Source organism: Streptomyces odonnellii, assembly GCF_000981895.1.
Lineage (GTDB): Bacteria > Actinomycetota > Actinomycetes > Streptomycetales > Streptomycetaceae > Streptomyces > Streptomyces odonnellii.
The window spans coordinates 1-11,720 of record NZ_LATD01000056.1; the positions used below are offsets into that span (position 1 = coordinate 1).

Sequence of the window (11,720 nt, forward strand, 5' to 3'; positions counted from 1 at the left end):
GGTGTGACCGGGGGCGCGGCGGTGTGACCGGGGGCGGGCGTGAGGAGGCGCGGCCCGTTTGATTCGTACGACGAGTCGCGCATCATCGGCAGTCGAACGTCCGTACTTTAGGCCGAGCTTGTCCATTTTTGTCGACGAAGTCGTAACAGGGGTTAGAGGAGCGGCCGAAGCCGGGGATGACCGGGGCATGAACAACAACACCACCCCCCTCGCCCCCCTGTCCTCCGGCTCATCGGCTCCGCTCAGCGATCTCTCCGCGTCCCGCGATGTGCGTCGCCGTGTGCTCACGCTCGCGCAGTTGCGTGAGCACGGGGTGGGCGGTCCCCGGGCCGCCGCGGAGTGCCGGCCCGGCGGCCCCTGGCAGCAACTGCTGCCGGGGGTCTTCCTGTTGCACCCGGGGACACCGACCAGCGAGGAGCGGCTGCGCGCGGTGCTGCTGTACGCGGGGCGGCCGGCCGCGAAGGCGGTGCCGGTGCCCGCGCAGGCGGGGCCGGACGCGCCCGCGTACGACTCCGTGATGATCACCGGGCCGGCGGCGCTGGCGCTGTACGGTTTCTCCTCCTCGCCGGGGCTGCTCTCGCTGGACCGTATCGACGTTCTGGTCCCCCGCACCCGGCGGCTGCGGTCCACCGGCTTCGCCCGGCTCATCCGCGCGCACGCCCTGCCCCGGCCCGAACAGGTCACCGGGCTGCCGGTGGCGCCCGTGGCCCGCGCGGTGGCAGACGCGATCGCGGACCTGTCCGAGGCGCGCGCGGTGGTCGCGCTGCTGACCGAGGCGGTACGGGGCGGCCACTGCGAACCGGCCGTGGTGGTACGGGAACTCACCCTGTCCGGGCTGCTGGCCCGGCCCCATGTGGTCCAGGCCGTGGACACCCTGCTCGCCGAGGGCCGGACGCTGGCGGAGGGCCGCCTGTACGAAATGGTCCGCGCGCACGGGCTCTCCGAGCCGGTCTGGAACGTGGAGCTGCGGCTGCCGGGCGGGGCGAAGCTGGGAACCGTGGACGCGTACTGGCCGGAGTTCGCGGTCGCGGTGGAACTGGACACGAGGGCGGCGGCGGACGAGGACGACGACGGGGCGGGCTGGGCGGAGGCGGTGCGCAAGCGCGAGCACCTGGAGCGGCTGGGCATCACGGTGGTCCATCTGACCCCGCGAAAACTCCGTGAATCGCTGGACCAACAGGCGACGGTGGTCCGCACGGCCCTGATGACCGCGGACGCGAGGGACCCGGCGGCACGGGTCCAGGTCCTACCGCGGTAGGACCCCTGCGTCCTCAATCGCCGGACGGGCTGGATTTTCCGGCCTGCGGCCGAGCGCAACGATCGCCCGGCGTCCAGGCGAACGGTTCCGTCCTCAATCGCCGGACAGGCTGGATTTGCCCGCGACCGGCGCCGGATGCGCACCCGGCGCCGGTCGGCAGAAACAAGCCCGTCCGGCGATTGAGGACGAACGGGCCGACGTCGGCGCCGGGGCCCCGGTTGCGTCCTCAAACGCCGGACGGGCTGGGTTTACCTGGCGCCGGGGCACAATCGGAGCCCGTCCGGCGATTGAGGACGAACCGCGTCGCCGCGGCTAGGCGCAGAACTCGGCCTCCACCACCGCGCCCGTGTCCCCCACCCAGTCCGCGTTGAAGTTCAGCGACAGCGAATGCGTGCCGTCCTCCGTCGTCACCGCGCCCGACGACGACCCGTGGATCCCGCCCCCATGGCCCCAGACCCGCACACCGCAGGAGAGTTGCTGGACCTGGAGGCCGAGGCCGTAGCCGCTGGCCGGCGGGGCCTCGTCGCCCATCGAGACCGCCGTCTTCATCTCCTTGAGCTGCTGCTTCGGCAGCAGCTTGCCCTGGAGCAGCGCGCTGTAGAAGCGGTTCAGGTCGGCCGGGTCGGAGATCATCCCGCCCGCCGCCCCCGCCATCGACGGGTTGAGTTCGGTGACGTCATGGATCGGCGCCGCCGGGTCCGGGATGAGGATCGAGTACGCCCGGCCCGACGGCTGCGGCATCCGCGGATCGGTGGACGGGACGGTCGTGGCGCGCAGGCCCAGGGGCCGCAGGATCCGGCGCTCGATCTCGGTCGCGTAGGGGCGGCCCGTCAGCTTCTCGACGGCCATCCCGGCGAGGACGAAGTTCGTGTTGGAGTAGCTCCAGCTCGTGCCGGGTGCGAACTCCGGCTGATGGGCCAGAGCGATGTCGACGAGCTCGCGCGGCTTCCATGTGTCGTAGCGGTGCTCGAAGAAGCCCTCCCCGAAGATCTTCTTCTGGAGGTCCTCGTCCGAGGTGTAGTTGAAGATGCCGCTGGTGTGGTTGAGAAGCTGGCGGAGGGTGATCTCGCGCCCGTCGTAGCCGTTGCCGCGCACCACTCCCGGCAGCACGCTGTCGACGCTGTCGTCCAGATCGACCCGGCCCTCCGCCTCCAACTGGAGCAGCACCGTCGCGACGAAGGTCTTGGTGATGGACCCGACACGGAAACGGTCCTGCGGAAGGCGCGGCCGGTCGGTCGTGCGGTCCGCGACGCCCGCGGAGCCGTTCCACGTGCCCTTGCGGTCGTCGGCGCGGGCCAGCGCTCCCGGTACGCCCTCCTCGACGGCGGCGGCGAGCGCCTCCTGCGTGGCGCGGTGGGCGGCGGCGGTTCTGTCCGGCGCCGTGCTCGCCACGGCGGGCGCGACCAGGGCGGTGCTCGCGAGGGCGACCGCGGCGAGTGTGCCGGTGAGCGCGATCCGGACCGTACGTACTGCCATGTGAACTCCCCTGTTGTACCGATGCGATCGGCAGGCAGGACGCCCGAAGCCGCGAAAGGGTTTTCCGCCCCGAACGAGTTGACCCGTTTTCAGCCGTTCACCGCGAAGCGGCCGAGAGCAGGCCGCTCACGCCACAATCTCAGGCCGGTGTCGATGAGATCGGCCCGGTCCAGGTCTTCGACCGCGGTGAGCGGATGCCAGGCCGCCAGATCGGTGGAACCGCCCGTTTCCGGACGCAGCGAACCGCCGGTTATCCGGGCCTCGTAGATGATGCGCAGGGCCTGGAAGTCCGCGTAGGTGCCCAGCTTGCGGGGGTAGCGGCGGCGCCTCGTGTCCACCCCGAGCAGCGCGGTCATCTCGGCGTCGTAGCCGGTCTCCTCCTCGACCTCGCGGACCGCCGTCTCGACGGGATCCTCGCCGTGCTCCATGCCACCGCCGGGGAGAGTCCAGCGTTTTGTGCCGTCACGGGACACCCAGCGGGCGAGAAGGATCTGTTCGTCCCGGACGCACACCGCGTAGGCGGCCACTCGTAGCTCCTGGTTCATCCCGAGAGAGTAGGACTGGGAACGGCCTCGGGCCCGGGACTTGAGCGGATCAGTACCGGACCCGGGCGGGCCGGTGCCGGGCCCTCGCGCCTCCGCGTCCCGTTCGCACCTCTCGCCCCATTGATCCCCCATGGCGCAACCGCCGCACTGGCGGATGTCCGCCATGACCGAATCACGCCCCTGACGACTCTCCACAAACCCCCTTCTCTTACGAAAAGCTGAGCGGTCATCCGGTACCGAAATCCGGACTGTCTCTTTCACCACTCAGGGATGCTGATGACCTCCGAATCCGAGTCCATATCCGGACCGAGACGCGTGGCCAGGGTCGCGGCGGCAGCCGGCCTGGTGGCCGCGCTGATCGCCTCCGGCGCCGTCCCCGCGTTCTCCGCGACCGGCACCGACGGCCCCGCCGTCCCCGCCCCCGTCAAGTCGTCCTCCGACAAGCTGGGGGCGGCCGACGCCGATCTGCTCGCCAAGGCCGAGGCCGCGGGTGAGAAGAACATCTCAGTCATGGTCGCCACCGCTCCAGGGGCGACCGAGCAGGTCGCCGGCCAGCTCGACGCCGTACCCGGCGCCGTGGTCGGCAAGACGTACGACAAGCTCGGCTATGTCCGGGCGACGCTGCCCACCGCCCGGGCAGACGCCGCCATCAAGGCGGCGCAGAAGCTCTCCTCCGTCCATGGCATCGATCTCAACCAGGAGATCAAGCTCGACGACCCGCGACCGGCGGCCGACACCGCCCAGGGTCCGAAGAGCGCCAAGAGCGCGGGCGACGCCGAGAAGTACCCGGCGCCCAGCAGCAAGACCGCGGCGGAGAACCCGTACAACCCGTCCTTCGAGACCGGTGCGGTCGACTTCGTCAGGAAGAACCCGACGGCCGACGGCCGCGGTGTCACCATCGGCATCCTGGACTCGGGCGTCGACCTCGGGCACCCGGCACTCCAGAAGACCACCACCGGCGAGCGCAAGATCGTCGACTGGGTGACCGCCACCGACCCGGTCTCGGACGGCGACGGCACCTGGCGCATCATGAACACCGCCGTGTCCGGGCCCACGTTCAACCTGAGCGGGCGTACGTGGACGGCTCCGGCCGGCTCGTACAGGTTCAACCTGTTCCGTGAGAACGCCACGCTCGGCGGCGAGATGGCGGGCGACCTCAACCGCGACGGCGACACCACCGATGTCTGGGGCGTGCTGTACGACCCGGCCGCCGGCACCGTCCGCGTCGATCTGAACAACGACGGCGACTTCACCAACGACACCGCGATGAAGCCGTACAAGGACGGTTTCCAGATCGGCTACTTCGGTACGGACAACCCGGCCACCCCGGTGGCCGAGCGCATCCCGTTCGTCGTCGAGATCCGCAAGGACGTCGTCTACAACGCGGCCGGCGCGAAGTCCGACTTCGTCAGCATCGGTGTCATCGAGGGCGCGCACGGCTCGCACGTCGCCGGTATCACCGCTGCCAACGGGCTGTTCGGCGGCAAGATGAACGGCGCGGCGCCCGGCGCCAAGCTGGTCTCCTCGCGCGCCTGCACCTGGAGCGGCGGCTGCACCAGCATCGCGCTCACCGAGGGCATGATCGACCTCGTCGTCAACCGCGGTGTGGACATCGTCAATATGTCGATCGGCGGTCTGCCCCCGCTGAACGACGGCAACAACGCCAGGTCGGAGCTGTACACCCGGCTCATCGACACCTATGGCGTGCAGTTGGTCATCTCGGCCGGCAACGACGGCCCCGGCACCAACACCATCAGCGACCCGGCCCTGGCGGACAAGGTGATCTCCGTCGCCGCGTCGATCTCCAAGGAGACCTGGGCCGCCAACTACGGCTCCGGTGTGACGAAGAAGTACGGCCTGCTGCCGTTCTCCTCGCGCGGCCCGCGTGAGGACGGCGGTTTCACGCCGACCATCACCGCTCCGGGCGCCGCCATCAACAGCACCCAGACCTGGCTGCCCGGCGCCCCGGTCGCCGAGGCGGGCTACGCCCTGCCGCCCGGCTACTCGATGCTCCAGGGCACCTCGATGGCCTCCCCGCAGGCCGCGGGCGCCAGCGCGCTGCTGATCTCGGCCGCCAAGCAGAAGCACATCGACCTCACCCCCGCCAAGCTGCGGACCGCGCTCACCAGCACCGCCGAGAAGATCGACGGTCTCCAGGCGCATGAGCAGGGCGCGGGTCTGATCGATGTCGTCGCGGCGTGGAAGGCCATCCAGCGCGACACCAGCTCGTACCAGTACACGGTGAAGGCCCCGGTCGACACCGCGATCGACGAGTTCCTCAAGACCCCGGGCTTCGGCACGGGTCTGTACGACCGCGAGGGCGGCCTCCGGGTCGGCCAGACCAGGACGTACGACATCACCATCACCCGGACCACCGGCCCCGCGGGCCCGGTGGAGCACCGGCTGAAGTGGAAGTACAACGACGCCGAAACCTTCCGGCTGATCGGCAGCCACAACGTCGAGCTGCCGCTCAACCACCCGGTCACGGTCACCGTGGAGGCCAAGCCCGGTTCCGCCGGTGTCCACAGCGCGATCCTGGAGCTGGACGACCGTGACTCGGAGGGCGTGGACAAGCAGATCCTCGCCACCGTGGTCGTCTCGAAGCCGCTGGCCACGCCCGCGTACGCCTTCACGGCGTCGGACTCGGTGCAGCGCAACAGCTCGAAGTCGTACTTCCTGACCGTGCCTCAGGGCGCGCGCACGCTGGAGGTGGCGCTGGGCGGGCTGGCCGCGGGCAGCCAGACCCGGTTCATCTCCATCCACCCGTACGGTACGCAGATGGAGGACAGCTCCACGATCTTCTGCTACCCGAACTACAACAACCCGAGCAACACCTGCCGCCCGGATCTGCGGTCGTACCAGAACCCGCAGCCGGGTGTCTGGGAGATCGAGGTCGAGTCGCGCCGTACGTCGCCGCTGCTCGACAACCCGTACAAGCTCGACGTGTCGGTGCTCGGCGCGGTCTTCGACCCGGCGGTCACCACGATTCCGTCGGCGAAGATCGGCACTCCGGCGCCGGTCGAGTGGAAGGTCACCAACGGCTTCGCCGCCATCGACGGCAAGCTCGGCGGCGGCTCGCTGGGCTCGGCGAAGGTCACCCGCCCGACGATCGCGGACGGCGACCAGATCGAGTCCACGGTCACCATCGGCGCGGGTGTCGAGAAGCTCGACTTCACCATCGGTGGTGCCTCGGACAACGGGGCCGACCTGGACCTGCTGGTCTTCAGGGACGGTGTGCAGGTCGGTGCCTCGACCAGCGCCAGCGCCGACGAGACGGTCAGCCTGACCAGGCCGGCCGCCGGTACGTACACGGCCGTGGTGGACGCCTACTCGGTCCCGGCCGGGACCACGGCGTACGACTACCGCGACGTGTACTACTCGGACGGGCTCGGCACGATCAGCGCGAGCGGCGCGGTCAAGCTCGACAGCGGTGCTTCGGCGCAGGTCGCGGCCGAGGTGCTGGTGAAGAGCGCGGCTCCGGAGGGCCGGCAGTTCTTCGGTGAGGTCCAGTTGCTGAACGCGCGCGGTACGGCCGCGGGCACCGGCAGCGTGATCATCGGAAGCGTCACTCCGTAACCCGTGCGGTAATGGAGGGGCGGGCGTCCACGCGGGCGCCCGCCCCTTCGGCGTTCCCGCGTCCGGGGCCCTTCCGCCCGGAACAGTTCCGCCGGGGCCGTTCCGTCCTTTGGACAATGGATTGGACAACCCGGCCCGGGACAGACGCATGATGTGGGAACGCGTTCCCGGGACAGTCGTGAGTGAGGAGCCCCAGTGAAGGTCGGAATCGTCGGAGCCACCGGTCAGGTCGGTACGGTCATGCGCAGGGTCCTGGCCGAGCGGGACTTCCCCCTCACCGAGCTGCGGCTCTTCGCGTCCTCCCGGTCCGCGGGCACCACCATCGAGTGGCAGGACCGGGCGATCACCGTCGAGGACGCCTCCACGGCCGACTACGCGGGGCTCGACATCGTGCTGTTCTCGGCCGGCGGCGCCACCTCGAAGGCGCTCGCCGGGAAGGTCGCCGCGCAGGGCGCCGTCGTGATCGACAACTCCTCCGCCTGGCGGCGCGACCCCGAGGTCCCGCTGGTCGTCTCCGAGGTCAACGCGCACGCGATCAAGAACCGGCCCAAGGGCATCATCGCCAATCCGAACTGCACCACCATGGCCGCGATGCCGGTGCTGCGCCCGCTGCACACGGAGGCCGGGCTGACCGCGCTGGTCGCCGCGACCTACCAGGCCGTCTCGGGCTCGGGCCTCGCCGGGGTCGCCGAGCTGCACGGCCAGGCGCGGAAGGTCGTGGACGAGGCGGACCGGCTCACGCACGACGGCGCGGCGGTGGACTTCCCCGAGCCGGCCGTCTACCAGCGGCCGATCGCCTTCAATGTGGTGCCGCTCGCGGGCAATCTGGTGGACGACGGGTCGTTCGAGACCGACGAGGAGCAGAAGCTCCGCAACGAGTCGCGCAAGATCCTGGACATCCCGGAGCTGAAGGTCTCCGGGACCTGTGTGCGGGTGCCGGTCTTCACGGGCCACTCGCTCCAGATCAACGCGCGGTTCGCGCGCCCGCTGAGCGTGGAGCGGGCGTACGAGCTGCTCAAGGACGCGCCGGGCGTGACCCTGTCGGAGATCCCGACCCCGCTCCAGGCGGCGGGCCAGGACGCGTCTTTCGTGGGCCGGATCCGGGTGGACGAGACGGTGGAGAACGGGCTGTCGCTGTTCGTCTCCAACGACAATCTGCGCAAGGGGGCGGCGCTGAACGCGGTGCAGATCGCGGAGCTGGTGGCGGCGGAGCTGAGGGGCTGATGGGCTGATGGCTGATGGGGGGCGTCCTCAGTCGCCGGACAGGCTGTGTCCTCAAACGCCGGACGGGCTGATTTTTCGGCCCGCGGCCGGAGCATGACCGGGGCGGGCCCGCACCAGAAGGAGCCCCGGCGTCACGGCTGACGGTTCCGTCCTCAAACGCCGGACGGGCTGACTTTTCGGCCTGCGGCCGGAGCATGACCAGGGCGGGCCCGCACCAGAAGAAGCCCGGCGTCACGGCTGACGGTTCCGTCCTCAAACGCCGGACGGGCTGAGTTCGGCCGGACCGGCTGGGTTTGGCCGGACGCCGGACGGGCTGGGTTCTTCAGAGTGCCAGATGCCGTCGCAGCGCCGCGTCGAGTTCGGTCATCCGCTGCTTCGGTACGGAACCGAGCCGCTGCCGCATCCGGTCCGGCGACACCGCGCGTACCTGTTCGCACTGCGCCTTGGAGTCCTTGGTCAGCCCGCACTCCTCCGCCGACAGGGCGACCTGGAAGGCGAAGACCCTGGACGTGTTCGAGGTGACGGGGACCACCGTCACGACGCCCTTGCCGCTCCGTTCGGCGGAGCGGTTGGCGGCGTCGTTGGAGACGACCACGGCGGGCCGTGCCTTGTTGGCCTCGCTCCCCCGCACCGGCTCGAAGTCGATCAGGAAGATGTCACCCCTGCGCATCGGCCAGCCCGTCCCCGGCCGTCCGCTCCCAGAACGCCGCGTCGTCGCTCGCGTCCCACTCCTCGAACGCGGCCGCGTAGTCCTCCTCCAGCCGGGACGCGCGCAGCAGCTCGATCGCGGCGTGTATCACCGCGGACCGCGACGCCGACTCCGAGGCCGCCGCGTACTGGTCGACGAAGGAGACGTCCTCCTCCGGAAGGCTCACACTGATCTTCATACTCAAGATGCTACCCGGGTAGGAATGACCGTGCCACCCCGCTTGCCCCGCCGGATTACTCCCGGGCGTCCGGTCCTGCCCCCGTGGAAGGATGGGCCGAAACGTCACGAACCGAGGAGATGAACCGGGTGCCAGGCACAAATCTGACCCGTGAAGAGGCGCGGGAGCGGGCGCGGCTGCTCACCGTCGACTCGTACACGATCGATCTCGACCTGAGCGGCGCGCAGGAGGGCGGCACCTACCGGTCCGTGACCACCGTGCGCTTCGAGAGCGCCGAGGCCGGAGCCGAGACCTTCATCGATCTGGTCGCGCCCGCCGTGCACGAGGCCGTACTGAACGGCAGCGCGCTCGATGTCGCCGCGGTCTTCCGGGACTCGCGGATCGCGCTGCCGCATCTGCTCCAGGGCCCGAACGAGCTGACGGTCGTCGCCGACTGCGCGTACACCAACACCGGGGAGGGCCTGCACCGCTTCGTCGACCCGGTCGATCAGCAGGCCTATCTCTACACGCAGTTCGAGGTGCCGGACGCCCGCCGGGTCTTCGCCTCGTTCGAGCAGCCCGACCTCAAGGCGACCTTCCAGTTCACCGTGAAGGCCCCCGAGGGCTGGACCGTGGTGTCCAACTCGCCGACGCCGGAGCCCAAGGAGAACGTCTGGAGCTTCGAGCCGACCCCGCGCGTCTCCTCGTACATCACGGCCCTGATCGTCGGCCCGTACCACTCGGTGCACAGCTCGTACGAGAAGGACGGGCAGTCCGTGCCGCTGGGCATCTACTGCCGTCCCTCGCTCGCCGAATACCTGGACTCGGACGCCATCTTCGAGGTGACCCGGCAGGGCTTCGACTGGTTCCAGGAGAAGTTCGACTACGCCTACCCCTTCGCCAAGTACGACCAGCTCTTCGTCCCGGAGTTCAACGCGGGCGCCATGGAGAACGCGGGCGCGGTGACCATCCGCGACCAGTACGTCTTCCGCTCGAAGGTGACGGACGCGGCGTACGAGATGCGGGCCGAGACCATCCTGCACGAGCTGGCGCACATGTGGTTCGGCGATCTGGTCACCATGGAGTGGTGGAACGACCTGTGGCTGAACGAGTCGTTCGCCACCTACACCTCGATCGCCTGCCTGGCCGCCGCGCCGGGCTCGCGCTGGCCGCAGTCGTGGACGACCTTCGCCAACTCGATGAAGACGTGGGCGTACCGCCAGGACCAGTTGCCGTCCACGCACCCGATCATGGCGGACATCCGCGATCTGGACGATGTGCTGGTCAACTTCGACGGCATCACCTACGCCAAGGGCGCGTCCGTACTGAAGCAGCTCGTCGCGTATGTCGGGCAGGACGAGTTCTTCCGCGGTGTCCAGGCGTACTTCAAGGCGCACGCGTACGGGAACACCCGGCTCTCCGATCTGCTGGAAGCGCTGGAGGAGACCTCCGGGCGCGATCTGCGGACCTGGTCGAAGGCCTGGCTGGAGACGGCCGGCATCAACATCCTGCGCCCGGAGATCGGACTGGACGCGGCCGGGCATGTGACGTCCTTCGCGGTACTGCAGGAGGCGCCCGCGCTGCCCACGGGCGCCAAGGGCCAGCCGGTCCTGCGTCCGCACCGGATCGCGGTCGGCTGCTACGACCTGGACGAGAGCGGCCGTCTGGTCCGTACCAGCCGGATCGAGCTGGACGTGGACGGCGCGCGCACCGAGGTGCCGTTCCCGGCGGACACCCCGCGCCCGGCGGTGATCCTGCTCAACGACGACGACCTGTCGTACGCGAAGGTCCGTCTGGACGAGGAGTCGCTGCGGGTCGTCACCGAGCACCTCGGGGACTTCACCGAGTCGCTGCCGCGCGCGCTGTGCTGGGCGTCGGCGTGGGACATGACGCGCGACGGCGAGCTGGCCACCCGCGACTATCTGGAGCTGGTGCTGTCGGGCATCACGAAGGAGTCGGACATCGGGGTGGTGCAGTCGCTGCACCGCCAGGTGAAGGTCGCGCTCGATCTGTACGCGGCGCCCGCGTGGCGCGAGGCGGGGCTGACCCGGTGGACGGACGCCACGCTGGCGCATCTGCGCGCGGCCGAGCCCGGCGGGGACCACCAGCTCGCGTGGGCCCGGGCGTTCGCGGCGACCGCGCGCACCCCGCAACAGCTCGATCTGTTGCAGGGGCTGCTCGACGGTACGGAGACGATCGAGGGCCTGGCCGTCGACACCGAGCTGCGCTGGGCGTTCGTACAGCGGCTGGCGGCGGTGGGACTGCACGACGAGGACGAGATCGCGGCGGAGTACGAGCGCGACAGGACCGCCGCGGGCGAGCGCCACGCGGCGGCGGCCCGCTCGGCGCGCCCGCTGCCGGAGGCCAAGGCGGAGGCCTGGGCGTCGGTGGTGGAGAGCGACAAGCTGCCGAACGCCCTCCAGGAGGCCGTGATCAGCGGTTTCGTGCAGACCGACCAGCGCGAGCTGCTGGCGCCCTACACGGAGAAGTTCTTCGCGGCGGTCTCGGACGTCTGGGAGTCCCGCTCCCATGAGATGGCGCAGCAGATCGTGGTCGGGCTCTACCCGGCCGTCCAGGTCTCGCCGGAGACGCTGGACGCGACGGACGCCTGGCTGGCCTCGGCGGGCCCGAACGCCGCGCTGCGGCGGCTGGTCTCGGAGTCGAGGTCGGGTGTCGAGCGCGCGCTGAGGGCGCAGCGGGCGGACGAGGCGGCAGCCACCGCGTAACGGCCGGTGGGGGGCGGCCCGAGCGGGCCGCCCCCTCGAAGCCCCCACG

At 70.3% G+C, this 11,720-nt stretch carries 8 protein-coding genes; 4 read left to right on the forward strand and 4 right to left on the reverse strand.

Features of this window, described 5'->3' with window-relative positions:
- Positions 1-187: 187 nt before the first annotated feature.
- Positions 188-1,258: a hypothetical protein gene (locus tag WH07_RS07425; protein ID WP_046496793.1), complete on the forward strand. Its 1,071-nt coding sequence runs from the start codon at positions 188-190 to the stop codon at positions 1,256-1,258.
- Between the two features lie 312 nt (positions 1,259-1,570).
- Here the strand turns inward: WH07_RS07425 and WH07_RS07430 are convergent, their stop codons facing one another.
- Together WH07_RS07430 and WH07_RS07435 are read right to left on the reverse strand one after the other, a co-directional pair.
- A complete protein-coding gene (locus WH07_RS07430) occupies positions 1,571-2,734 on the reverse strand; it encodes a serine hydrolase domain-containing protein (RefSeq protein WP_106409524.1) in 1,164 nt (387 codons plus the stop codon).
- Between the two features lie 89 nt (positions 2,735-2,823).
- Entirely contained in the window at positions 2,824-3,279 is a 456-nt protein-coding gene (locus tag WH07_RS07435; protein WP_046496795.1) for an NUDIX hydrolase, read from the reverse strand.
- 270 nt (positions 3,280-3,549) lie between these two features.
- Here WH07_RS07435 and WH07_RS07440 point away from each other — a divergent pair, with 270 nt between their 5' ends.
- Positions 3,550-6,855 carry a S8 family serine peptidase gene (locus tag WH07_RS07440; RefSeq protein WP_198533745.1) on the forward strand — a complete coding sequence of 1,102 codons (3,306 nt, stop codon included), beginning with the start codon at positions 3,550-3,552 and terminating at the stop codon, positions 6,853-6,855.
- A 195-nt stretch (positions 6,856-7,050) separates the two neighbouring features.
- Positions 7,051-8,079, forward strand: a complete 1,029-nt coding sequence (locus tag WH07_RS07445; protein WP_046496799.1) for an aspartate-semialdehyde dehydrogenase — start codon at positions 7,051-7,053, stop codon at positions 8,077-8,079.
- 322 nt (positions 8,080-8,401) lie between these two features.
- On the opposite strand, the gene WH07_RS07450 is transcribed toward WH07_RS07445, so the two are convergent.
- Entirely contained in the window at positions 8,402-8,749 is a 348-nt protein-coding gene (locus WH07_RS07450; RefSeq protein WP_046496801.1) for a type II toxin-antitoxin system PemK/MazF family toxin, read from the reverse strand.
- On the reverse strand, positions 8,736-8,966 hold the full coding sequence (locus tag WH07_RS07455; RefSeq protein ID WP_046496803.1) for a ribbon-helix-helix protein, CopG family: 231 nt from the start codon (positions 8,964-8,966) through the stop codon (positions 8,736-8,738). Before WH07_RS07455 ends, WH07_RS07450 begins: the two co-directional genes overlap by 14 nt.
- 128 nt (positions 8,967-9,094) lie before the next feature.
- On the opposite strand from WH07_RS07455, the gene pepN reads away from it, so the two are divergent.
- Positions 9,095-11,671, forward strand: a complete 2,577-nt coding sequence (gene pepN / locus WH07_RS07460) for an aminopeptidase N (RefSeq protein ID WP_046496812.1) — start codon at positions 9,095-9,097, stop codon at positions 11,669-11,671.
- The last annotated feature ends 49 nt before the right edge of the window (positions 11,672-11,720 follow it).

Coding starts and splice junctions, on each gene's coding strand:
- WH07_RS07440 (WP_198533745.1), top strand. CDS start 3,550: ATGCTGATGACCTCCGAATCCGAGTCCATATCCGGACCGAGACGCGTG.
- WH07_RS07435 (WP_046496795.1), bottom strand. CDS start 3,279: ATGAACCAGGAGCTACGAGTGGCCGCCTACGCGGTGTGCGTCCGGGAC.
- WH07_RS07425 (WP_046496793.1), top strand. CDS start 188: ATGAACAACAACACCACCCCCCTCGCCCCCCTGTCCTCCGGCTCATCG.
- WH07_RS07450 (WP_046496801.1), bottom strand. CDS start 8,749: ATGCGCAGGGGTGACATCTTCCTGATCGACTTCGAGCCGGTGCGGGGG.
- WH07_RS07430 (WP_106409524.1), bottom strand. CDS start 2,734: ATGGCAGTACGTACGGTCCGGATCGCGCTCACCGGCACACTCGCCGCG.
- WH07_RS07455 (WP_046496803.1), bottom strand. CDS start 8,966: ATGAAGATCAGTGTGAGCCTTCCGGAGGAGGACGTCTCCTTCGTCGAC.